The organism is Corynebacterium sp. HMSC05E07, assembly GCF_001807225.1.
Classification (GTDB): Bacteria; Actinomycetota; Actinomycetes; order Mycobacteriales; family Mycobacteriaceae; genus Corynebacterium; species Corynebacterium singulare.
Genome location: NZ_KV788224.1, coordinates 53,413 through 75,205, shown reverse-complemented (window position 1 = coordinate 75,205; position 21,793 = coordinate 53,413). Strand labels below are relative to the sequence as shown.

Here is a 21,793-nt window from a genome sequence, read left to right as displayed (position 1 = left end):
GCTATGACTACTGCTTCCGCACGCGGCCTGGCAACCATTACCCACGACGGCACCGTCCTGGATGTCTGGTTCCCCGCAGTCCACATCGATACCCCTGTAGACGCCAGCGGCACCCAACGCTTGGAGGAGGCTCCGCAGCAATTCGCTGCCCTTGTCGGCCCTGACGAGGAGCGCGGCGTAGCCCGCATCGCCGTGGAGACCTCCATCAAGGATCTAGATGAGGCACCGGCCGATACCTACGATGCCTACCTTCGCCTCCACTTGCTCTCCCACCGCGCGGTCAAGCCTCACGGCCTGAACGTCGAGGGCATCTTTGGCAAGCTGGCCAACGTCGTGTGGACCAACTACGGCCCCTGCGCTGTTGCTGACTTCCAGATGGTTCGTGGCCGCCTCGCCTCCCGCGGCCCGGTCGTGGTCTACTCCGTGGATAAGTTCCCGCGCATGGTGGACTACGTTGTCCCGTCCGGCGTGCGCATCGGTGACGCCGACCGTGTCCGCCTCGGCGCCCACCTGGCTGAGGGCACCACCGTCATGCACGAGGGCTTCGTCAACTTCAACGCCGGCACCTTGGGCGCCTCCATGGTGGAAGGCCGCATTTCCGCGGGCGTCGTCGTGGGCGATGGCTCCGATATCGGCGGCGGCGCATCCATCATGGGCACCCTCTCCGGTGGCGGCAAGGAGGTCATTTCCATCGGTGAGCGTTGCCTGCTCGGCGCAAACTCCGGCGTGGGCATTTCGCTTGGAGACGATGCCGTCGTCGAAGCCGGCCTCTACGTCACCGCAGGGACCAAGATCGCAGTCTTTGGCAAGATTGCGCAGGCCCTCGAGCTTTCCGAGGGCGACACCGTCAAGGGCTCCGAGCTCTCCGGTGTCTCCGGCGTGCTGCTGCGCCGTAACCTCCACTACTGGTGCCGTTGAAGCCGTGGACTGGAAGTCCGATGCTGTGGCCCTCAACGAGGACCTGCACAACAACTAAGCTCTCTTCACTCAAGAACTCCCCGGGGTTTTCTTCCCCGCGGGAGTCTTTTTATGAGCCTTCACGCTCGGCTGCTTAGAATGCTAAAGGTGACTGCTCAAAACGATTCCTCTCCTCGCTCGCTCGGCAGCGGCCTCAAGGTCCGCCACCTCACCATGATGGGCCTCGGCTCCACCATTGGCGCGGGCCTCTTCTTAGGCACCGGTGTGGGCATCTCCGCCGCCGGTCCGGCTGTCCTCTTGGCTTATCTCATCGCCGGTTTCCTCGCCATCCTCGTCATGCAGATGCTGGGTGAAATGGGCACGGTCATCCCGGCCTCCGGCTCTTTCTCCGAGTACGCTGAACACGGCATCGGCCGCTGGGCGGGTTTTACCCAGGGCTGGATTTATTGGCTGGCCACCGTGGCTGTCCTCGGCGCCGAAATCACCGGCGCGGCCGGATTCATCGGCGCGTGGTTCGACTGCCCGCCGTGGATCCCCGCCGCCATCTGTGTTGCGCTCTTCGGCGTCATCAACCTGCTGCGCGTGCGCATGTTTGGCGAGTTCGAGTACTGGTTCGCCTTCATCAAGGTCGCCGTCATCGTCCTCTTCCTCATCATCGGTGCCCTGCTGATCTTCGGCCTCTTGCCTGGCCACTCCTTCATCGGCACCTCGGTCTTCCTCGAGGACGGCTTCATGCCGAACGGTCTCGGCGGCGTCGCGGCCGGCCTGCTGGCCGTGGCTTTCGCCTTCGGTGGCATCGAGGTTGTCGCCATCGCGGCTGCCGAGTCCGAGGACCCAGAGAAGTCCCTCGTCAACGCCGTGCGCACCACCATCACGCGTATCTCCGTGTTCTACCTGGGCTCCGTCCTCGTCATTACCTTCCTCCTGCCATACTCCTCCCTCGGCTCCGCGCAATCTGCTGCCGAGTCGCCGTTCACCATGGTGCTCGACCGCGCCGGCATCCCTGGCGCCGCCGTCATCATGGAGGTCGTCATCGTCCTGGCGCTGTTGTCTGCCTTCAATGCGCAGATTTACGCCTCCTCCCGCATGATGCACTCGCTGGCCTCTCGTGGTGAGGCGCCGAAGGTCTTCGCGTCCACCGACCGCCGCGGCGTCCCCACCGCTGCCATCGCGCTCTCTGTGGCGCTGTCCGTGGTCATGGTTATCCTCAACTACGCCGATACCGGCTGGCTGCTGTCCTTCATGCTCAACGCCGCTGGCGCGTCACTGCTTATCGTGTGGGTCTTCATTGCTGTGAGCCAGCTGCGTCTGCGCCCGCACCTCGAGGCCATTCACCCACTACCCGTGCGCATGTGGGCCTACCCCTACCTCACGTGGTGTGCCCTGGCGCTGTTCGCGGCTATTGCGGTGCTCATGCTTACCGACGCCTCCGCCCGCATCCAACTCATCTCCGCCGCCATCATGTTTGCTGTGCTTGCCGTAGCCGGCGTCATCAATGCCAAGGCGCGCGGCATCTCTCCCACGGCCCGCCTGCCGCTACCCACTGCCGCCGACCTCGAGACCCGCTAGCCGCCCCACCCACCGCTCTCTCCTGCCCCATCCTTTCTCCCGCCCCACACTCTCACTCGTCCTTCGCGCTCACCAGCGGCCGGCGAAACGTCGCCAAGCAGCTCCCTGTGAGCGCAACGGGCGTATAGCCTCAACCCCCACACGCCCCACCGCTCTCACCCACCTAACCCTCTCCCGCTCTACGCTCTCACCTGCCCTTTGCGCTCACCGGCAGCTGGCGAAACGTCGCCAACCAGCTCCCCGTGAGCGCAAGGGGCGCATAGCCTCAACCCCCACACGCCCCCACGCTCTCACCTTCCCTTCGCGCTCACCAGCGGCCGGCGAAACGTCGCCAAGCAGCTCCCCGTGAGCGCAAGGGGCGCATAGCCTCAACCCCACACGCCCCACCGCTCTCACCCACCTAACCCCCTCCCGCTCTACGCTTTCTCCTGCCCTTCGCGCTCACTGGCAGCCGGCGAAACGTCGCCAAGCAGCTCCCCGTGAGCGCAAGGGGCGAGGAACTTCACGCACCTGCTGTCGATCGCCTTTGGAGCTCACAACCGAACGTTCTTGTCACAATCGCTCTTTTCCGGTGAGCGCTAAGGGAGAGTTATCCACAGAAAAACCGATTCGGAGTCCTGGGGGCCGCTCACGATGTGGAGTTATCCACAGGATGAAGTGGTGGTTGCGGCAGCGTCGGAAAGCAGTGCCTATTTTCGGCCCTATGAGGGCATGGACTACCGCAGAGCTACGTGAACAAGGGATGAGCAAAGAGGCCATTAGGCGGGAGCTTCGCGAGCGCCGTCTGTTTCGCGTGCATCGAGGAATTTATACCGACGAGTGGACGCCGATCGCGGTGGCGCGAGCGCTGGCACACGGGCTCAGCCGCATACATTTCACAGGAAAGACTGCACGGGAGATTCACCTCGGGCGCAAGCTCACATTTCCGTTGGAGGCCGAGGGCCCGCGAACGCTTAGGGGGAAGAAGTTTCGTGTCACGCATTCACGACTTTCGGCAACGACAAAGGTGAACGGCCTGCCCGTGGTGCAGGCTTTGTGGTCGGCGCGGCGGATAGCTAGTTCCTGCAGTGACTTGTTGGAGCATTTTTACCGTGGGAAAGAGGGGCCTAGTCGCTTGGAGAATGACCAAAAGAGAATGCGACGAGTGCCACGGCGGTTGAAGGAGACGATTCGAAACACCCCGATCGGTACGGATAGCCGGTCCGAGAGGAAGCTCAGCAGGAGTTTGCGTGCGCAGGGCATCTTCCCCGAGCACAATATACTGATCGCCGGGTACCGGTTTGATTTTTTGATAGGAAAATTGATCATCGAAGTCGATGGGTGGGAGTACCACAAGCACAGCGAGATATTTCAGGCTGATCGTTCAAAACAGAACGCGGCCATCGCTCATGGTTACACCGTGCTGCGCTTTACTGCCGACGATATTCACTACCACCTTGATGAAGCCATCGCCCTTATTAGGGCCATGCTTGACCTGCTGAAAGGCAGGACTCCGAAGCTTCCGGCTTCGGCGACTCAACCATATTGGACATGGCACCTTTGCTTACAGAACTTGCCGTATTGACAAGTATTCTTTACACTTAGACATGTAAGGACGACAGACCGTAAAGGAGGATGTATGCCTGAGCAACCCAACATGGTCCGCAAATGGCGCCGCTGGCTTGAGCTATCCCAAGCTGAGCTCGCTGAACGCGCAGGTGTCTCCCGTCAGACAATCGCCAATATCGAACGCGGCAATTACTCCCCGTCCGTACACCTCGCACTAGACATATGCCGCGAACTCGGAAAAACCGTCGAAGAAGTATTTGGAGATGAACAACATGATTAACGCCATTGCTAACTACGCCCTCAATGAAATCGAGCGCGCATCGCAGGATGAATTCGAACGTGAGACTTTTTACAAGGCGTATGCCGTCAGCGCTACCCCGACCCGTTTCCTCGAGATCATCGCCGCAGCCATCCTCGCTTGGGTTCTACCTGGGAATATGAGCATGCTGTGCTTTCTCGCCATTGCGCCGGCTATGATCGGCAATCTCTTCGGCACGGCGTGGCTGCGCAAGCGAGTCGCCACCCCACCTGTTGGCCGTATTTGGCCTGCAATGACCGTCTACCTCATCCCGCTCATTGTGATGTTCGTCGGAATTGCCCATAACGCTTACGCATCGGATTCCACCTCTTACTTGGTTGGCGCTGGGGCCGGCGTGACCGCCGCCATCATCTTCACACCGTTTCTCCGACGCCGCCAGCACCAACGCGACCAGGCCCGCCTCGACGCCGAACTCGACGACTAGACCACATTACCCGGCCTATCCCCATCCATCCCGCCCTTCGCGCTCACCGCGGATGGCGGGTTCGGCTTCTTACAGGTGCCGGTGAGCGCGAAGGGAGAATAAGGCGCCTACCGCGCTAACCCGCAGCCATGCCCCCTCATCTACCGAGCCACTAGAACCTACTGCGCCGCTGGCACCGGTTCCGCCGGTACTGCCCTTTACGCTCACCGTGTGCGGTAACTAGCGATTCTTTTAGATGCCGGTGAGCGCGAAGGGCGGGTTTCCGGTTTCCATCCCTAAGCGCTCACCGGCACGATGGAGCGCTTCCACGCTAGGTTCTCGGTGAGCGCGAAGGGAACATTGCTTGCCGACGCCCCCCCTTCCCGCTCACCGCAGCATCGAAAAGACCCCGACGGCCGACGCCGGTGAGCGCGAAGGGTCGGCGGGAAGGGCCGCAATTAAGCTGGCTCGGAATGATGGACCACGACCGGCTTCTTAGGCGTCGAGCGGAAGGTCCACAATTTGTTGAACACGAAATTGATGGGCATGGCCACAACGATGGAAATGGCGTTAGCCCAGTAATACATCGTGCGGAAACCAGTGGTGTCGTCAAAGATGTGCGGTGGCAGCTGCAGCGGCGACGTCGGATTCATCAGCAAGTACTGGACCGCAAGTGTGACCAGGTAGGCGCCGATACCGGTGATGAGGAACGGGAAGAAGCCTCGCAACCAGGACACCTTGTTGACGGACTTGAACGTCCACATGCGGTTGAGCTGGTAGTTCCATGTGTTTGCCACGAGAAACGCGATCGTGGAAAAGAGCATGAACCAGCGGACATGGAACTGGGTGCCAAAGAGGTTAAACATTGCGTCATGCGGAGTAGCCCCGAACCACGCGAGGCCACACTTTGCTGCCACGATGGAGACTAGGATGTTGACCACCGCGCCTGAGCCGCCGACCAGGCCAAACTTAATGAACTGACCTAGATTCGAGGCAAAGCGAGCAACGCTCAGATCCGCCATGAACACGCCCCTCGTACAAAATTCTCAAGATTAATGAATAAAACTTCGTACGAGTTTAGTCCTTGGCCAAGCACGAACTAAAAACGCGCGCCGCAGAAGCACGCAAATTCACAGAGTGAACACACGTTCGTGGCCGGTGAGGGGGTCGTCAAACTGCATCGCTACGTGCGCGAGCTGCAGCGGAGCAGAGAAATCGTAGAGGTCTAGACCGCGGTCCACGGGATACGTGTCATCGCCCACAATCGGATGGCCGAGGTAGTTGAGGGCGACGCGAATTTGGTGAGTATGGCCGGTCAGTGGCCACACATTAACAATGGAGCCGTTCGCGCTCAGGCGAGTGATCGTGGGTGTCCCGGCGGGGTCAACAATCACCTGACGCTGGCCGCGCACGCGGCGCATCCCCAGCCGCAGCGTGTCTTCAAACGTTAAGGGCGTGGTCACCGTTGCGCGATAGTGCTTGCCTCACCGCTTGGTCTTGGAAAAGCCGCTGGTAGGCAGGACGTGTGCGCGGATTGCGCGAGCATAACACCAGACCAGACGTGAGTCGGTCGAGGCGGTGCAAAGGAACAATGCCCTCCTCACCAAAGTCCACGCGCAGGCGAGTCTGCAGGGTTTCGCGCACGATGCGCCCATTCGATGTCGTGGGCAAGAAATGCGGCTTGTCGGCGACTATGAGATCCCCGTCCTGATACACCACCCGATAATCAAACGGAATCGGCTCTTCATGAGGTACCGAGGGGTGATACCACGCCAACGTCGGACCAGGCAGCCGAGTGCCAGGTTCCAAACGAGTGCCGGGTGAAAACGCGGAATCGCCCGCCTGACCTGCCCAATAGGCAGGAGAAGCGGGCACGATGCCGGTGAGCATCACCTTGCGCGGGCTAATCCCCTCCCGCGCCGGTGGGCGGAAAGCCACTTAGGCAACCAACCGCGACACCGCCGCCGCGATGCGCTCATCGGTGCCGTTGAGACCGATGCGGACGAACTGCTCGCCGGCCGGACCATAGAAGTCCCCAGGGGCAACGAGGATGCCGCGCTCGGCCAGCCAATCGACGGTCGCGCGACAGTTCTCGCCGCGCGTGGCCCACAGGTACATGCCGGCTTCCGAGTGCTCGATAGTGAAACCAGCTGACGTCAATGCGCGCATGAGCTCTGCACGGCGGGTGGCGTAGCGCTGACGCTGGAGGGCTTCGGAGGGGTCGTCGTCAAGCGCGGCGACCATCGCTGCCTGAATCGGACCCGGCACGATGAGGCCGGCGTGTTTGCGCAGCTCCAGTAGTTCGGCGATGAGCTTGCTATCGCCGGCAAAGAACCCAGCGCGGTAGGACGCCATGTTCGCGGTCTTGGACAGCGAATGCATGGCAATGAGCCCGGTGTTGTCACCGTCGGTGACGCGCGGATCCAAGATGGAAACCGGCGGGTTCTTATCGTCCCACCCCAGACTCATGTAGCATTCATCGGACGCCACAATGGCGCCCTTCTCACGGGCCCAGGCTACGATCTCGCGCAGCTTCTCGACGCCCAACACCTTGCCCGTCGGATTCGACGGCGAGTTGATGAACACCAGGGACGCATCCCCGAAGTCCTCGTCCGCGCGCAGTGGCTTGGCGCCTGCCAGCAGGGCACCAACCTCGTAGGTCGGGTACGCCACGGAAGGAAAGGCAACTGTTTCACCACGCATGCCCAGCAGGGTGGGCAGCCAGGCGATAGCTTCCTTAGTACCGATCACCGGTAGGACAGCATCCACCTGCATGTGGTAGCGGCGCTCCAAGGCCTTCGCGATGGCCTCGCGCAACTCCGGGGTGCCCTGAGTCTGCGGATAGCCCGGGGCTTCTGCGGCGGAAGAAAGCGCCAGCTGCACGCCGGGGGCCACCGGATCGACCGGGTTGCCCACAGAAAGGTCCACAATCCCATCGGGGTGAGCTTGGGCCTTCTTCTTAGCACCAGCGAGGGAGTTCCACGGGAAATCCGGAAGCGTATCTCCTAGCGGCGTGCGGCTCATGTTTTACTCCTGGTTCTGGGGCGGGAGGGCCGCGATCATCGGGACATCGAAGTCCTGCGGGCCGAGGGCGGCTGCGCCTCCCGGGGAGCCGAGGTCATCGAAGAACGCGGCGTTGGCGTCGTTGTAGTCCAGCCACTCATCCGGGACGTCATCCTCGTAGAAGATGGCCTCAACCGGGCAGGCAGGCTCGCAGGCGCCACAGTCCACGCACTCGTCCGGGTGGATGTAGAGCATGCGCTTGCCCTCGTAAATGCAGTCAACAGGGCATTCCTCAACGCAGCTGCGGTCCATTATGTCAACGCAAGGCTGTGCGATGGTGTAAGTCATAAGACGTTCAAACTCCTGTGTGTCACGGGTTTTCTACGACTAACAGTATGCTACTCCTGCGTGAAAAATGGCCAAACGCTGCCTGCGATTCCCGCGACGAACAGGAGCAGGCTGAGAATATTATTGGCCAGCAGTGAACCATCACCAATAGCGCCTCCCAGCATGAACGCTAGAAATCCCGTGACCCACGCTAGCCCGGGAAGGCCCGCGATGTAGGGATTCTCACTCCACAACCGCGCTGTGCGAGTAAGCACCCCGTTGAACCAGAAGGCAATGAGAATGGTGATGGGAAAAGAGACGCTGGCCCCGTCGAACCACGGCAGGCGCGCGGTCAGGTAGACCACCTCGAGGGTCAACGAACACAGGGCGCCCAGCGCTAACCAGACCAAACCACCAATTTGCTCGCCGCGGGAAAAGTCGGTGCGGATAACTCGCTCGCTCACTATTCCCCCACCAGGGTCTCGCTCGGCTCTCCCCTGCCGAGCTGATAGAACTCGTGGCGCAGCAGGGGCATGGTGAGCAGATTGGACAGCGCATAGGCAGCGGGCACCTCGGCGGGGTTACTCAGGCCTGCCTGTGCGGCATGCGGGTTAACGGTGGTGAGGGAACCATCGGCCAGCCAAATCTGGGTGGCGTGGGCGAGCATGGCGGCGCGTTTGGCGGCGAGGGGGACGTCACCAAGCGCATAGGCCACGTCGTAGCCTTCAGTGGTGAAGTTGTCCAGGTAGTCCTTGTCCGGCAGGCTCCAGCCCTGCGGCGGGGTCACGGATTCCAGGGCGCGGTAGTGCGCGGCGCGCTCGAAGACAGCCCACCAAATGCGCTGCCCAGGAGCGGCAGCCGCATGAACAGCCTGGTGCACAGCGATGTGGTCTGGGTGGCCATAGCCGCCGTCGGGGCCGTAGGTCAACACCGCATGGGGCTCAAGCGCTCCGAAATGCTCCTTGAGCAAGGATGCCGCTTCATCGACTCGGTTGACCAGCGCACTCGGGTTGTCGTGCGCTGGCGAGCCGGCCATACCGGAATCGCGGAAGTGTCCGAAACCACCCAGCTGAATGCCGCTGACCCCCAGGGCGTCGAGGGCACGCTTCAGCTCCCAAGCACGAAAGCCACCAAGGCGGTCACTTTCCGCCAGTCCTTGGTAAGGCGAACCGATGACTTCGCCTTCCTCCCCCAGCGTTGCGGTGATCACGGTGACCTCAGCACCGCGGGCAGCCACATCCGCGAGGGTTCCGCCGGTGAAGAGCACCTCATCATCGGGGTGTGCATGCACGGCCACGACGCGGTAGCCGGTGAGATCTTTAGTCATCATCTTTCCTCCACTGTGGGGCACTGACCAGGCCCGAATCCCAGTCCGTAATACTTTGTCCGGGGCCCACGATACCCTTGCCTAAAGCATGGATGCGCACCTCGTTGAGCAGCGACACAAACAGCACTTGCTCGGAGTTGAGCTGGTGAACCTTGTCTCGAGCGGCCGCAGAATCCAAGGTTCCATCGAGGATATCGGCTGCTGTCTCCTCGGCATGCTCAGGGCAGAAACCATTGAGCTTAGCGGCTGGGCTGCCGGGAGTGGCACAGGTGAAGTAATTGGCCATGCTCAGTGAGTCCATGCCATTGTCATCCCAGGCCACGACGGCATCCACCTTGCCCGCTGGCAGTAAATCCGCGGTGATGGTGGTCAGGCGCTCGGTCACCACCGTGGCGTCGATAGCTTTGGACTGCAGGACATCAACAATCGTATGGGCGGCGGCAAGGGCCGTGGGGCTTTGTGGATCGACTGCAATCCGCAGCGGTTTATGCCCCGCACGCTCGCGCAACGGGGCCAGTTCCACAGGATCACCGAACGGATTGTGGGCGGGGTCCAGCTCGGAGGCCCTGCCGGTGGCGAGACGGGCAATCTGATCGGAATCCAACAGAGAGGCCAAAGCGCGGCGTTGCGGCTCTTCTGGAAGGGCCTCCTCCAGCGTGGATATCTCTAGGCGCAGCTGGCGCGAGCGTTTCACTACCCCGGTGTTGACGTCGCTGAGTAGGCTCAGCCGCTCGAGGGTGGTCTGCTGCGGGCTAAAGTCCGCAAACCCGATCTGTCGCGAGCGCAGCATGTTGACGGCCTGGGTGGTGTCACGGAGGGCGCGGAGCTGAATGACATCAATCATTGCGGGGTTTTCGCCCCAGAAGCGGTCGTTGCGGTTGAGCGTAATCACGCCGCGGCTGCGGTCCATACCCGCCACCAAGTAGCGTCCAGCCGAGGCCGGAATCCCCTCCGCGAGGGCGGATGAGAAATCCTGGTCCACGAGCAGGTGCGACGGCAGCAGGTGGGCAAAGAGCTTGCGCCAGTCCTCGACGCGGTGCTCAAAATCTACCGTGACAACGCGCCCGCTTCCCGACGTCCGCACCGCCGAAATCGCTTGATACCCCGAGGCCGCATTCGCCCCTGGTGTGCGGATGATCTGTGACCAGAGATAATTGAAGTCCGAACCGCTGATCGGTGTGCCATCAGACCATTGGGCCGGACTAGCAATGGTGTAGCGCACGCGCATGGCAATGCTGCCGGGGGCCTCGATTTCCTCCGCCGACTCGAGCACATCCGTATCCATCTCTTCACCGTGGAACGCGGAGGGCAGGACGAGCTCTGCAATCTGGCTAACCAGCTCGGAATTGTTAGCGCTTAAGTGTGGGTTAAGGCCTCCCCGCAGCGGATCGACGCCAATGGCCACCGTGCTGCGCTCCGGCAGTAGGTCCTCTTCCGGAACCACCTCCGGGGTGGGGCTTTCCGTGGTCGACTTGGTGGGTGACGCGCTCTGCTCTTCAGCCTCGACCACTGGCGGCGGGCCAGGGTTGGCCTGGCAGGCGCTCAACACACTCACTGCAGCGAGCGCTGCCAGCAGCTTGGAGAAACGGTCCACGCCATCACACCTTTGGAGCTCGGGGTACTTGTCGGCCTCATTTTAATACCCGCACCGGACAGTGCCCATGTCCAACCACACCGCCTGTCCCATACATAACGAAAACGTTCCGCCCCCTCCAGCAGGATTGGGGCGGAACGTTGAAGATTACGTCAGGAAGGGCTGCTTACTTGTTGAGCTGCTTAGCGCGGGCAGCCGCACGCTTGCGGTCGGTGGCGGACAGCTCCACCTTGCGCACGCGCAGCACCTTGGGGCCCACCTCAACGCATTCGTCGTTGCCACAGAACTCCAGTGCCTCATCGAGGGATAGAGTCTTGGCCTTGGCCAAGGTGACGGTGGCATCCGCGGTGGCGGAGCGCATATTGGTGAGCTTCTTTTCCTTCGTGATGTTGATGTCCATATCCTCATCACGGTTGTTGGCACCCACAACCATGCCTTCGTAGGCCTCCATGCCCGGCTCCACGAAGAAGTCACCGCGGTCAGCCAGCTGCATGAGGGCGTAGGCCGTGATCTGGCCGGAGCGGTCAGCCACCAGGGAACCAGTGGCGCGAGCCTTGATCTCACCAGCCCAGACGTCCAGACCGTCAGAGATGGAGTTCGCGATACCGGAGCCGCGGGTCTCCGTCAGGAACTGGGTACGGAAGCCGATAAGACCGCGGGCCGGGATGCGGAAGACCATGCGGACCCAGTCGCCCTCGCGGACGTCCATGGACTGCATCTGGCCCTTACGGCTAGCCAGCAGCTGAGTAATAGCGCCCTGGTACTCCGACGGGGAATCGATGGTGAGCATCTCATAGGGCTCCATAGTCTTGCCGTCGATGACCTGGGTCACCACCTGTGGCTTACCCACGGTCAGCTCGAAGCCCTCGCGGCGCATGTTCTCAATGAGAACGGAGAGCGCCATCTCGCCACGGCCCTGAACTTCCCACGCATCCGGGCGCTCGGTTGGCAGAACCTTGATGGACACGTTACCGATGAGCTCTTGGTCCAGACGGGCCTTGACCATACGTGCGGTGAGCTTGTCACCGCCGCCCTGGCCTGCCATCGGCGACGTGTTCACGCCAATGGTCATCGAGATAGCCGGCTCATCAACCTTGATGCGCGGCAGCGGCTTCGGATCCTCAACATCAGCGATGGTGTCACCGATCATGATGTCGGAGATACCGGAGATGGCCACGATGTCACCGGCGATAGCCTCGGTATCCGGCTGACGCTGGAAGCCGACGGTACGCAGCAGCTCAGCCACCTTGACGGTCTTGGTGTGCATCTCGCCTTCATCGTCGTAGTGCATCCAGGCCACCTGCTGGCCCTTCTTGATGGTGCCGGAGTAGATGCGCAGCAGGGCAATACGTCCCAGGAAGTCATCGGAGTCCAGGTTGGTGACGTGCGCCTGGAGCGGGCCGTCGACGGAAGCGGAAGGCTCGGGGAGGACGTCATAGATGACGTCGAAAAGCGCCTGCAGGTCCGCAGCCTCCGGGACGTTACCGTCACCCGGGTTCTCGGTAGAGGCCTTGCCCTCGCGGCCGGAAGCGTAGAGAACCGGCAGGTCCAGCAGCTCTTCGGCGGCTGCAGCAGCCTCTTCATCTTCCAGGCCGGCCGCGATTTCCAGCAGCAAGTCCTGCGCCTCGGTGACAACCTCGTCGATGCGGGCATCCGGACGGTCGGTCTTGTTGACACAGATGATGACCGGCAGCTTGGCTTCCAGAGCCTTGGTGAGGACGAAACGGGTCTGCGGGAGGGGGCCTTCGGAGGCGTCGACAAGCAGCACGACGCCATCCACCATGGAGATACCGCGCTCGACCTCGCCACCGAAGTCGGCGTGGCCCGGGGTATCAATAACGTTGATGATGAGGTCCTGGCCATCCTTGCCCAGACCCTTGCGGTGAATGGCGGTGTTCTTGGCCAGAATGGTGATGCCGCGCTCACGCTCCTGGTCATTGGAGTCCATGACGCGGTCCGAGTGTTCGCCATGGTCGCCGAAAGCGCCGGACTGCTCCAGCATGCCGTTGACGAGGGTGGTTTTACCGTGGTCAACGTGTGCGACGATGGCTACGTTACGGAACTCAGTAGTACTCACGTGTGGGGTGCTCCTTAAAGCATGATGCGTTAGCGGTGTGAACGGCCCTTAAATATACTCGCTCCCCCACATCCGTGCAGCATCGCGCCCGTGTGTAACGAAATGGTATCGAGCGCCGACATACCCCACAGTAGACCTCGTTTCGAGTTGACTACGCCGAAAAAGTGAATATTGTGACAGCAGATACTGTTGTGGCGTGTGTGACTATTGTTGTGCACGCGCCGACCTACACACAAGGATGTCCATGGCTCTCGATGAACAGCACTCCACCGGCAACGCCGCACACCGCGGCCTCGCCGGTATCACTGCTGCTGTGATGCTGGGCCTGCTCAGCGTCACCCCCGCACATGCCGACGCCCCCGATCTCTCCTCTTTGGTCACTGCCCAGCACAGTAGTAACCCGCTCGACAACCTCGGCCGTCCCACCCCGGAGACTCAGGAACGCGTTCGCGCTTTCGCGGCACAGCCATGGATCCCGCAGGAAGCCCGAAACGCTATCCTCACTGCCCTCAACTTCACCAGCGGTGAAAACGGCGATGGTGGCGTGGCCATGCCGGAGGGACATAATCCTTCCTTCCGCCAGTTCTACTGGCCTACGGTCTCCGCACAGTGCATTGGCGGTCAGGGCGACTCGGTCGGTTCGGCCATCGCCGTCCCCGGCCCCACCGAAATCCCCGCCCCAGGCGCAGGTGAAGGAGAAGCCGTCTTCCTCTTCACCGCCCTAGGCACGCCAACTGCCGCCGAGCAGCAAGGCGCCATGCGCGTTCAATGGTTCAACCTGGACACCTTCCAGTTTGGGACCACCCCGCTGTTCAACAACGGCATCAACTCCGATGGCCCCACCACGGTCTCCGGCCGCGCCGCTACCGGCAAGGGCACGGTCGTGGCGGTTCTGTCTGGCGCGGTCAACACTGCTGAGTCCTCGTGTTCATTCCCACCCACCGCGGCCTTTCTCGAGGTGAACTAATGAGTACTGAACTGCACCCGGTCAAACAAGAGACCTTTAATACGGCGGACAACACGAATGTTGATCCCAAAGGTTTCCTGCGTGAGGTAGACACCTACCGCGTCACCGATTTTGGTCTCTACATGGCCCGCGGTGCCAACCACCCACGCTTTGGCTACCTCGAGTCGTGGCTGCTCCCAGACTTGGGCCTGCGCGCTAACATCTTCCACTTCCGCGAAGGCGTGGACGTGGAGCAGGATTTCTACTTCGATGTCGCTGATATCGACGTTAACGGTGACGTGTGGACCACCCGCGACCTGTATGTCGATCTCGTCTCTACCTCAGGGGAGCCAGTTGACGTGCTCGACATCGATGAGCTCGCCGCCGCCACCTCCACCGGACTCATCAGCGCCGAGGAAGCCGAGCGCGCCATGGAGCGTACCCTCACCGCCGTCGAGGGCATCACGCGCTACGGCGATGACGCAATGACCTGGCTGCACACTCTTGGGATGGAACTTACGTGGGCTGACACTGTGGAACTCGTCCCAGCCGAGTAACCTTGGGTGAGCAATTCTCCCCTACCTTAAAGGATGTGAGCCATGGCCGGTGGCCTGTTCGCCCTGCTTGACGACGTAGCCCTCATCGCCCGCTCCGCCGCCTCCAGCGTCGATGACGTGGCCGCATTAGCAGGTAAGACGTCCATGAAATCCGTCGGTGTCGTCGTCGATGACGCCGCCGTCACCCCACAATTTGTTGATGGCGTGAAGCCACAGCGTGAGCTGCCCATGATCTGGCGCATCACCAAGGGCTCGCTCATCAACAAACTCATCATCATTCTGCCCATCGCGCTTATCCTGTCGTGGATCGCACCGTGGGCGCTGACCCCGATCCTCATGTGCGGCGGTACCTACCTCTGCTTCGAGGGTGCGGAAAAAATTATCCACTTCCTTTTCCACCGCGGCGAAGAGGAAAAGAAGCCCGTCCGCGACAAGGGCGGGGATGCCGAGGACTCGCTGGTGCGTTCCGCCATCACCACGGACCTCATTTTGTCCGCGGAGATCATGGTCATCTCCCTCAACGAGGTCATCGACCAACCCTTCTGGATGCGCCTGGCCAGCCTCATCATCGTTGGCATTATCCTCACCCTCGGCGTTTATGGTGCCGTCGCCGTGCTGGTGAAGATGGATGACATCGGCATGGGGCTGCTCGAGCGCAATGATGGCGACTCTGCCCTCGGCACCGCTTTGGTCAAGGGTATGCCCGTGGTTCTCGATATCATCGGCATCATCGGTACTGCTGCGATGTTGTGGGTCGGTGGCCACATCGTGATTAATGGCCTCCACGAGTTCGGAGCAGAACAGCCCCATGGCCTCATTCATGATGTCACCGAGAACATCAGCAACGGTGCGCTCTCGTGGCTCGCAGAGACCGGCATCTCCATGGTCTTCGGCCTGATTCTGGGCACCGTCGTAGCGACCGTCATCATGGCGGTCAAGGCAACCGCAGAGCGCGTGAAGTAAACCTCTTACACAAATCCTCTTACATAAAGAGCATCAGCGACACCGCCATAATCGCCATACCGGCGATGACACCATAGATGGCAAAGTGATGCTTGCCGGTCTCCTCCGCGGTGGGCAGAAGCTCATCGAGGGAGATGAAGACCATGATGCCGGCGATGGCGGCGAAGCTAAAGCCCATCGTCGCCGGCCCGATAAAGGGCATGAGGATGGCAAAACCGATGAGTGCTCCCACTGGCTCCGCCAAACCGGAGACGGTAGCCCACCAGAATGCTTTCGTGCGCGAGCCTGTCGCCGCGCGCAGAGGCACCGCCACCGCGATGCCTTCCGGAATGTTGTGAATAGCAATCGCCACAGCGATAGGAATCGCGATTTCTGGAGCTTCGAGCCCCGACATGAACGTGGCGAAACCTTCCGGGAAATTGTGGAGCGCCAAGGCAAAGGCGGTGAACACGCCAGTCTTCATGAGCCTTTTGCGGCGCGCCTCCTCCTCCGTGGTTGCCGGCTCGTGCGGGTTAATCTCCGCCGGCACGGCGCGGTCAATAATGGCGATGAGGGCAATCCCCGCAAAGAAGGCGATAATGCCTGCCCACGTGGCGGACTTTTCGGTCCCGAAGGCTTCTCCTAGCTTGCTGATTCCCTCCGGAAGGATCTCCATGAAGGAGACATAGAGCATCACGCCCGCAGAAAGCCCCAAGGCGGTGGCCATGAATCCCGGCCCCGGCTCTTTCTTGCCCACGGCGAGGGCGCCCCCGATGGACGTCGATAAGCCGGAGAAGAGTACGAGGCTGAACGCGAACGCGACGGTGGCTAAATCCATAGTGGAAAACTATAGCGCGTCAGGGTCCTGCTCCGTGGATATCACCAGTGACTCGCCATCTTTCACCGTGGGGTCATCGTCGATGTACTCACCGGTTTCGTGGTCAGGGCGATACCGGCCATGCAGATGACCCAGAAATTAGTCACCGCCGGGTTGCCGCGCTGCGTGAGCTGGGAGTTGACCACGGAAGCGGAATCAGCCGTCGTGATAAAGAAGACAATGAGCATGACCAGCACCAGCCGCTCACGATCTCCACGCCATATTTAACTTTTTGTTCCTCAATCGACCGTAACCCAGTTGACGTCTCTGCGTAGGATTGGAGGAAGTCCATCTACTCCCACCAGACGCATGAGGTGACTGACACAACTATGGCGCTCTACCCGCTGGCCCCCTCTTACTTCGGGGTTGAGCACGTGGCCGTCCTCGACCACGTCAACCTCGGCACTGCGTTGAGCTTCCCCGGGTTGGCCACGGCGCCTGCGCTTGTCGATGTCTCCCTTATCCCCGACCCCACCACCCGCGGTTGGCGCATTCGCTCGCCCTTCGGTTTCTTGGGCGCACTCGACGCGGAGGAGTCCGCGGAGTATCCCTCGCTCGCCCGCCTTCGCACAGCGGGTCTTAGCCCCTCGACGCACGCCACGGTCGAGATTGTCGAAGGTGACGTTGACGTTGCCGTTGCCCTAGGTCTCGATCCGTGGATGATTCCCACCACGAATCAGCCGGTAGGTTCTGTCCTTCTGGCTGGTGGGCACGGCGCGCTTGTCGACGTCTCCGCAGGCCAGCTCACCACCTACCAACTCCGCGGGATGGGCACCCAACAGCTCATCGTTTCCCTCACCCTTATCGACGACACCGTCCTCGCTACCCACGGCGACCTCGTCCTTGGGCCCTGCACTTCCCTCGCCGACTCCCCTGCCCTCGCTGCCGCTGTCGAGGCCGCTGCTCCCTCGGGTGCTTCCCTCGCCGCCCGCGCCTATGCTGCTGCAGGCCGTCTCGCCGTGGACCTCCCAGACTCGGCCGACGCTCTCTTTTCGCCAGCCATCCCGCCGCTTCCGCTCTCGCCCGACCATTCTGCGATTCCTCCAGCACTGGATCTCACAGCGGATTGGGAGGTCACCGCCCCGGCCGCTCCGCTTGCCTCCCCGCTGCCCACCGGCACACGCACCTTCACCTCCTCTAGTTCGTAGCCTCAGCACTTTTCTGCCCCGTCTTCCCCTACCCCAGGAAGCAAAGGCACCTTTTAACAAGTACCTTATGCACTTCTAATCATGCTTCGACCTGGGGTTTCTCCGACACCGGCCCATAAAAGGTTCCCTTACTCTGGTCCCAGGGAACATATAGCCACTCGCCAGAAGCGATACGCCGATCGTGATTTTGCACTATGGGCTGAAGATTCATGGGGAAGCGACGACCCCGATGTCGGCGGCCGACGTTCCGTTCACTCACACTCCGGCGGCCGCGTGCAGTCGAACCGTTCGCGTTACTGAATCTTGCACTCAGGCCACTTCGAGCGGCTCAATACTGTTGACTTCTTCGGCGATAGAATCCTCAGCTACCTCGAGTTCGTATCTTCCTTGCAAGTTCAGCCAGAACTGCGGTTCTACCCCGAAATACTTTCCTAGCCTCAACGCAGTATCTGCGGTGATTCCGCGCTTGCCGTGGACAATCTCATTAATCCTGCGTGGCGGGACCCCAATGGCCATGGCCAGCTTATGTTGTGTGATCCCGAATGCCTTAATGAAATCCTCATTGAGTACTTCTCCGGGATGAATTGGCGGATACAGTTTGGTACTCATATCGCTCCTTAGTGATAATCCTCTATCGCCACGTCCGCCGGACCTGCTTCAGTCCAGCGAAAAGTAATCCTCCATTGCTGATTGACACGAATGCTGTATGTTCCCCGTCGGTCGCCTTTCGAAGCTTCCAACCGGTTGCCCGGCGGTATTCGCAGCGATTGCAGGGAAACCGCCGCATCAAGCTGATGAAGTTTTCTATTTGCGGTCTTGTGGATTCTCGAATCGATCCGCGGTGACGCTCGGCGCAACCAGACAAGCTCGGTGTCTCGGTCAGCAAAGGACTGGATCATGACCTCAATCTACAAACCATAACGGAATCCGTCAATAACGATCTCCGTTAAGTTTCTGACACTGAATCCTGGAGAATTTTCCGGAGCTTAAGACTGCCTTGATTCCCCCATGACAATGACATTCTAGAAGGCACCTTTTAATTAGTACCTTATGCGCTTATGCTCATACGCTGACCTGGACTTTCTCCGACACCGCCCCACAGATGGTTCCCTTACTTTGGTCCCTTTGCTCCTAGCACCGCGCTCGTTCATTTCGGCAGCCGCCCACTAGGACTTAGCGCACCGTTCGCTGCCCATCCACTAGGCGAGTCACTCCGATCGAGTCGAGGTGCTCCAGCAACGGAATGGCCACTCGGCGGGTCGTGCCCAGGGCCTTGCGCGCGGCCGAGAGAGTAAATGGCTGCTCCAGCCCTGCGACGATGTCCTGCGCCCGACGCGGTGCCGTGGGCAAGAGCACCACACCTGATTGCAGGCGGAGCACGCGCCCGGCGCGCTCGGCCGCAGCAAGCTCTTTGGGACCAAGTCCTAGTCTTGTGAGGTCCTCCGCTTCCGGGGCAGCGAATGGTTCGTCGCGGAGGCGCCGTTCAAGCTCGGCCACGCCTTTCTCGGCGGGGCCGAGATCCACGGTCTGTCCAGGCAGGCGCAGGACACCCTCGGCCGATTCCACGTGGGCCGCGGCTACTGCCAGTCCCAGTAATGCTGGTTCGCTCAGGCCCAGCGCATCCATGGCTGCTGCGTGCGGCAGGCCTGGCGCGAGTGGATTGGATTCAGCGTGGTTCTTCACCGCGCCCAGCAGCGCCTCCTTCCAGGTGGTCACTTGGCTGGCGGCAATCCACCACTCACGGAATTCGATGATCCCGGCTGGTTTGCCCTCCACCACGAAGCCATCGCGCACAAGGTTCTCTACGCGCTCATAGCCGCAGCGCTTCAGCCACGCTGCGGGATCCCGCGGGGACGTCTGCGCCAGCTGCACCGCCCGCTTCTTCGCGTCGCCGCGCCGGCTCAGTTCCGCCGGGTTCACGTCCACGATTTCGACGCCCGCGACAACGTGACGTCCGCCGGGGCTGCGTACGACGAACCTATCGAGAAGCGTGAGCGGCAGAGGCTGGTCCAGGGTCAGGCGCGCATAGTCGCCTCCGAGCGGCCGCAGCCTAGCACCCACACCGGCGGTACCAATGTGCACCACGATGTTCTGCGGGAGCTCAGACAAGTCTGAACCGAAGGTGCGCCGCACGTCCACGGTGTCGAGCACGCGCCACGCTTGAGGGCTCAGCAGTGCATCGCCCCGATGGACCTCATCCGCGTCCACTCCGCGCAGGTTCACCGCCACGCGGGAGACCGGCCCTACCGAAGACACACTGGCGTTCTCACTCTGCAGTCCGCGGACCGTCACCTTCTTCTCCCCCAGCACCAGCTCATCGCCCACGGCAATGGTTCCTGCCGCCAGAGTTCCCGTCACTACGGTGCCGGCACCTTTCACGCTGAAGGCTCGGTCTACCCACAGCCGCACACGCGCTGTCGCATCGGGAGCGGGCATCCCCGCCAACACAGCATCCAGCTCTGCCCGCAGTGTGTCCACGCCCTCCCCGGTTATGGCGGAGACGGGGACGAGGGGGGCGTCGCCAAGCGCTGTTCCCGCCAGCTCCGCCCTGACCTGTGCGATGGCTTCTGCGCGGCGCGCATCATCTGCACGATCCGCGCGCGTGAGCGCCACCACGCCGTGGTGCACGCCCAGAGCACGCAGTGCGTCGCGGTGGTCAGTGGACTGCTCCTGCCAGCCTTCATCGGCCGCCACGACAAAGAGCACAACCGGCGCGGGGCCCACCCCGGCCAGCATGTTGCCCAGAAATTTCTCATGTCCCGGTACATCGACAAAGGCCACATCCGCGCCGGAGTCCAGCTTTGTCCACACGAAGCCCAAATCAATGGTCAGTCCACGCCGCTGTTCTTCCTCCCAGCGGTCCGGCTCCATTCCGGTGAGCGCCTTGACCAAGCTGGACTTGCCGTGGTCCACGTGGCCTGCGGTGGCAACGACGTACATCTACATCACCGCCTGTAGTGCCGCAATAAGTTCCGCGTCCTGGCTCTCCGGCACGCAGCGCACATCCACCAGGCAGCGTCCGTGGCTCACGCGAGTCACGACCGGTGTCGCCCCAAGGCGCAACGGGCGCGCCAGCTCCTCCGGCAACGCCACTGCCCAGCCGGGCAACGGTATCTCCGGAGCACCGCCACCACCTACGCGACCATCATGGTCCACCACCTCGGCACCCAGCGCAGCAGCAATTTTTTCCGTGCGCTCCTTGTGACGATCAGGTGAGATGTGCAGAGCCTCGTACACCGCATGTGCGGAGGTCGACAGCGCCGCCTCCAACGCGTTGAGACGGAGCTTGTCAATACGCACGGCCCGCGCCAGCGGGTGCTTCGTGCATGCAGCTATGGCTTCCTTCGTTCCTACGAGCACTCCCGCTTGTGGGCCGCCCAGGAGTTTGTCCCCGGAGAACAACACGATATCGGCGCCGTCCCGCAAGGCTTCGCTGGCGGACGGTTCCTCCGGCAACACCGCATCCGGTGTGAGTAAGCCTGAACCGATGTCCACGATGAGCGGCAAGTCTGTGAGCGCACGCAGCTGTGCCACCGATACCGACGACGTAAAACCACTAATGCGAAAGTTAGAGGGGTGCACCTTAAGGATGGCTCCAGTGCCCTCATCCAGCGCACGCTCATAGTCCGCTACATGCGTGCGGTTGGTCGCGCCGACTTCATGCAAACGCGTCGCTGTGGACTCAATAAGTTCGGGCAGGCGGAAGCCCGCACCAATTTCAATGAGTTCCCCGCGGGAGATGATGACCTCTTTGCCAGGTGCTAGGGCCGCAGTAGCTAGCAGCAGCGCGGAGGCACCATTGTTCACCACGAGCGCATCGTCCGCGCCGGGGCAAGCCGCCAGCACGGCATCACGTGCCGCGCGCCCCCTATTGCGTGAGCGCAGACCGCTCTCCAGATCCATCTCCACGTCGGTGTAGGACGCCGCGGCTACCAGTGCGTCCACCGCCGCTGGCGGCAACGGTGCACGGCCCAAGTTCGTGTGAATGATAACGCCGGTGGCGTTGATGACCGGGCGCAAAGAATACGGCTGTGAGCTGTTCAAACGCTCTTCTAGCTTCTCTTCAATGAGGGAGGGTGGGAGGGTGCCGGAGCGGACGTCGTCAAGCACGGCGTCAATCACTGCACGAACCCTGTACGGCGCCACGCGCTCCTGCGCATAGCGCACCGCCGGGTACTGGAGGATCACATCCATCTTGGGGATGAAGCGGCGGGGGTCTGTCGTCATGGGTCCTCCTA

At 61.6% G+C, this 21,793-nt stretch carries 21 protein-coding genes and 2 pseudogenes; 9 read left to right on the top strand and 14 right to left on the bottom strand.

Annotation, left to right across the window (positions count from 1 at the left end; genetic code table 11):
• Positions 1-3 precede the first annotated feature (3 nt).
• The 5 genes and pseudogenes from dapD to HMPREF3149_RS05595 all read left to right on the top strand — a co-directional run bounded on the left by dapD (position 4) and on the right by HMPREF3149_RS05595 (position 4,778).
• A pseudogene (gene dapD / locus HMPREF3149_RS05615) lies at positions 4-976 on the top strand (2,3,4,5-tetrahydropyridine-2,6-dicarboxylate N-succinyltransferase).
• Positions 977-1,056: 80 nt separating this feature from the next.
• Positions 1,057-2,487 carry an amino acid permease gene (locus tag HMPREF3149_RS05610; RefSeq protein WP_042530336.1) on the top strand — a complete coding sequence of 477 codons (1,431 nt, stop codon included), beginning with the start codon at positions 1,057-1,059 and terminating at the stop codon, positions 2,485-2,487.
• Positions 2,488-3,190: 703 nt separating this feature from the next.
• Positions 3,191-4,051 (top strand): endonuclease domain-containing protein, encoded by an 861-nt coding sequence (locus HMPREF3149_RS05605; protein WP_070537122.1) that lies wholly within the window; start codon positions 3,191-3,193, stop codon positions 4,049-4,051.
• 54 nt (positions 4,052-4,105) lie between these two features.
• Positions 4,106-4,315 (top strand): helix-turn-helix transcriptional regulator, encoded by a 210-nt coding sequence (locus HMPREF3149_RS13730; RefSeq protein ID WP_070537052.1) that lies wholly within the window; start codon positions 4,106-4,108, stop codon positions 4,313-4,315.
• Entirely contained in the window at positions 4,308-4,778 is a 471-nt protein-coding gene (locus HMPREF3149_RS05595; protein ID WP_070537051.1) for a hypothetical protein, read from the top strand. Before HMPREF3149_RS13730 ends, HMPREF3149_RS05595 begins: the two co-directional genes overlap by 8 nt.
• Before the next feature lie 437 nt (positions 4,779-5,215).
• Here the strand turns inward: HMPREF3149_RS05595 and HMPREF3149_RS05590 are convergent, their stop codons facing one another.
• From HMPREF3149_RS05590 to typA, 8 genes and pseudogenes are all read right to left on the bottom strand, one after another.
• The gene (locus tag HMPREF3149_RS05590) at positions 5,216-5,779 is read right to left on the bottom strand and encodes a GtrA family protein (protein WP_042530329.1); all 564 of its coding nucleotides are present in this window, start codon (positions 5,777-5,779) and stop codon (positions 5,216-5,218) included.
• 108 nt (positions 5,780-5,887) lie between these two features.
• Positions 5,888-6,647: pseudogene (locus tag HMPREF3149_RS05585) on the bottom strand (pseudouridine synthase).
• A 48-nt stretch (positions 6,648-6,695) separates the two neighbouring features.
• Positions 6,696-7,781: a succinyldiaminopimelate transaminase gene (gene dapC / locus HMPREF3149_RS05580; RefSeq protein WP_070537050.1), complete on the bottom strand. Its 1,086-nt coding sequence runs from the start codon at positions 7,779-7,781 to the stop codon at positions 6,696-6,698.
• A gap of 3 nt (positions 7,782-7,784) precedes the next feature.
• Positions 7,785-8,108 carry a ferredoxin gene (gene fdxA / locus HMPREF3149_RS05575; protein WP_005323553.1) on the bottom strand — a complete coding sequence of 108 codons (324 nt, stop codon included), beginning with the start codon at positions 8,106-8,108 and terminating at the stop codon, positions 7,785-7,787.
• Between the two features lie 50 nt (positions 8,109-8,158).
• Positions 8,159-8,551 carry a hypothetical protein gene (locus HMPREF3149_RS05570; RefSeq protein ID WP_042530323.1) on the bottom strand — a complete coding sequence of 131 codons (393 nt, stop codon included), beginning with the start codon at positions 8,549-8,551 and terminating at the stop codon, positions 8,159-8,161.
• On the bottom strand, positions 8,551-9,417 hold the full coding sequence (locus tag HMPREF3149_RS05565) for a PIG-L family deacetylase (protein WP_070537049.1): 867 nt from the start codon (positions 9,415-9,417) through the stop codon (positions 8,551-8,553). Before HMPREF3149_RS05565 ends, HMPREF3149_RS05570 begins: the two co-directional genes overlap by 1 nt.
• A complete protein-coding gene (locus HMPREF3149_RS05560) occupies positions 9,407-11,008 on the bottom strand; it encodes an ABC transporter family substrate-binding protein (protein ID WP_070537048.1) in 1,602 nt (533 codons plus the stop codon). Before HMPREF3149_RS05560 ends, HMPREF3149_RS05565 begins: the two co-directional genes overlap by 11 nt.
• Positions 11,009-11,174: 166 nt before the next feature.
• A complete protein-coding gene (gene typA, locus HMPREF3149_RS05555) occupies positions 11,175-13,085 on the bottom strand; it encodes a translational GTPase TypA (protein WP_070537047.1) in 1,911 nt (636 codons plus the stop codon).
• Between the two features lie 244 nt (positions 13,086-13,329).
• On the opposite strand from typA, the gene HMPREF3149_RS05550 reads away from it, so the two are divergent.
• The 3 genes from HMPREF3149_RS05550 to HMPREF3149_RS05540 are packed head-to-tail and all read left to right on the top strand — an operon-like array spanning position 13,330 to position 15,551.
• Complete coding sequence (locus tag HMPREF3149_RS05550; protein WP_070537046.1) at positions 13,330-14,052, top strand: Rv1157c family protein; 723 nt, start codon at positions 13,330-13,332, stop codon at positions 14,050-14,052.
• On the top strand, positions 14,052-14,588 hold the full coding sequence (locus HMPREF3149_RS05545) for a ribonuclease FAU-1 family protein (RefSeq protein ID WP_070537045.1): 537 nt from the start codon (positions 14,052-14,054) through the stop codon (positions 14,586-14,588). Before HMPREF3149_RS05550 ends, HMPREF3149_RS05545 begins: the two co-directional genes overlap by 1 nt.
• 42 nt (positions 14,589-14,630) lie before the next feature.
• On the top strand, positions 14,631-15,551 hold the full coding sequence (locus HMPREF3149_RS05540) for a DUF808 domain-containing protein (RefSeq protein WP_070537044.1): 921 nt from the start codon (positions 14,631-14,633) through the stop codon (positions 15,549-15,551).
• Positions 15,552-15,570: 19 nt separating this feature from the next.
• Here the strand turns inward: HMPREF3149_RS05540 and zupT are convergent, their stop codons facing one another.
• Positions 15,571-16,368 carry a zinc transporter ZupT gene (gene zupT, locus HMPREF3149_RS05535; RefSeq protein WP_070537043.1) on the bottom strand — a complete coding sequence of 266 codons (798 nt, stop codon included), beginning with the start codon at positions 16,366-16,368 and terminating at the stop codon, positions 15,571-15,573.
• 62 nt (positions 16,369-16,430) lie between these two features.
• Positions 16,431-16,595, bottom strand: coding sequence for a hypothetical protein (locus tag HMPREF3149_RS13320; protein ID WP_306557956.1), 165 nt, complete (start codon positions 16,593-16,595; stop codon positions 16,431-16,433).
• A gap of 126 nt (positions 16,596-16,721) precedes the next feature.
• Here HMPREF3149_RS13320 and HMPREF3149_RS05530 point away from each other — a divergent pair, with 126 nt between their 5' ends.
• Positions 16,722-17,555: a hypothetical protein gene (locus HMPREF3149_RS05530; protein ID WP_246819952.1), complete on the top strand. Its 834-nt coding sequence runs from the start codon at positions 16,722-16,724 to the stop codon at positions 17,553-17,555.
• A gap of 309 nt (positions 17,556-17,864) precedes the next feature.
• On the opposite strand, the gene HMPREF3149_RS05525 is transcribed toward HMPREF3149_RS05530, so the two are convergent.
• The 4 genes from HMPREF3149_RS05525 to selA form a co-directional block, all read right to left on the bottom strand.
• Positions 17,865-18,164 carry a HigA family addiction module antitoxin gene (locus HMPREF3149_RS05525; protein ID WP_070537041.1) on the bottom strand — a complete coding sequence of 100 codons (300 nt, stop codon included), beginning with the start codon at positions 18,162-18,164 and terminating at the stop codon, positions 17,865-17,867.
• Between the two features lie 8 nt (positions 18,165-18,172).
• On the bottom strand, positions 18,173-18,454 hold the full coding sequence (locus tag HMPREF3149_RS12955) for a type II toxin-antitoxin system RelE/ParE family toxin (protein WP_083280784.1): 282 nt from the start codon (positions 18,452-18,454) through the stop codon (positions 18,173-18,175).
• Positions 18,455-18,728: 274 nt separating this feature from the next.
• On the bottom strand, positions 18,729-20,495 hold the full coding sequence (gene selB, locus HMPREF3149_RS05520; protein ID WP_070537040.1) for a selenocysteine-specific translation elongation factor: 1,767 nt from the start codon (positions 20,493-20,495) through the stop codon (positions 18,729-18,731).
• Positions 20,496-21,782, bottom strand: a complete 1,287-nt coding sequence (gene selA, locus HMPREF3149_RS05515) for an L-seryl-tRNA(Sec) selenium transferase (protein ID WP_070537039.1) — start codon at positions 21,780-21,782, stop codon at positions 20,496-20,498.
• Positions 21,783-21,793: the final 11 nt, after the last annotated feature.

Excerpts from the sequence above, each read along its gene's own strand:
- HMPREF3149_RS05525 (WP_070537041.1), bottom strand. The coding sequence starts at position 18,164 with ATGAGTACCAAACTGTATCCGCCAATTCATCCCGGAGAAGTACTCAAT.
- HMPREF3149_RS05545 (WP_070537045.1), top strand. The coding sequence starts at position 14,052 with ATGAGTACTGAACTGCACCCGGTCAAACAAGAGACCTTTAATACGGCG.
- HMPREF3149_RS13320 (WP_306557956.1), bottom strand. The coding sequence starts at position 16,595 with ATGCTCATTGTCTTCTTTATCACGACGGCTGATTCCGCTTCCGTGGTC.
- HMPREF3149_RS05540 (WP_070537044.1), top strand. The coding sequence starts at position 14,631 with ATGGCCGGTGGCCTGTTCGCCCTGCTTGACGACGTAGCCCTCATCGCC.
- HMPREF3149_RS13730 (WP_070537052.1), top strand. The coding sequence starts at position 4,106 with ATGCCTGAGCAACCCAACATGGTCCGCAAATGGCGCCGCTGGCTTGAG.
- zupT (WP_070537043.1), bottom strand. The coding sequence starts at position 16,368 with ATGGATTTAGCCACCGTCGCGTTCGCGTTCAGCCTCGTACTCTTCTCC.
- selB (WP_070537040.1), bottom strand. The coding sequence starts at position 20,495 with ATGTACGTCGTTGCCACCGCAGGCCACGTGGACCACGGCAAGTCCAGC.
- HMPREF3149_RS05605 (WP_070537122.1), top strand. The coding sequence starts at position 3,191 with ATGAGGGCATGGACTACCGCAGAGCTACGTGAACAAGGGATGAGCAAA.
- fdxA (WP_005323553.1), bottom strand. The coding sequence starts at position 8,108 with ATGACTTACACCATCGCACAGCCTTGCGTTGACATAATGGACCGCAGC.
- HMPREF3149_RS05565 (WP_070537049.1), bottom strand. The coding sequence starts at position 9,417 with ATGATGACTAAAGATCTCACCGGCTACCGCGTCGTGGCCGTGCATGCA.
- selA (WP_070537039.1), bottom strand. The coding sequence starts at position 21,782 with ATGACGACAGACCCCCGCCGCTTCATCCCCAAGATGGATGTGATCCTC.
- HMPREF3149_RS12955 (WP_083280784.1), bottom strand. The coding sequence starts at position 18,454 with ATGATCCAGTCCTTTGCTGACCGAGACACCGAGCTTGTCTGGTTGCGC.
- HMPREF3149_RS05595 (WP_070537051.1), top strand. The coding sequence starts at position 4,308 with ATGATTAACGCCATTGCTAACTACGCCCTCAATGAAATCGAGCGCGCA.
- HMPREF3149_RS05550 (WP_070537046.1), top strand. The coding sequence starts at position 13,330 with ATGGCTCTCGATGAACAGCACTCCACCGGCAACGCCGCACACCGCGGC.
- HMPREF3149_RS05590 (WP_042530329.1), bottom strand. The coding sequence starts at position 5,779 with ATGGCGGATCTGAGCGTTGCTCGCTTTGCCTCGAATCTAGGTCAGTTC.
- dapC (WP_070537050.1), bottom strand. The coding sequence starts at position 7,781 with ATGAGCCGCACGCCGCTAGGAGATACGCTTCCGGATTTCCCGTGGAAC.
- HMPREF3149_RS05610 (WP_042530336.1), top strand. The coding sequence starts at position 1,057 with ATGCTAAAGGTGACTGCTCAAAACGATTCCTCTCCTCGCTCGCTCGGC.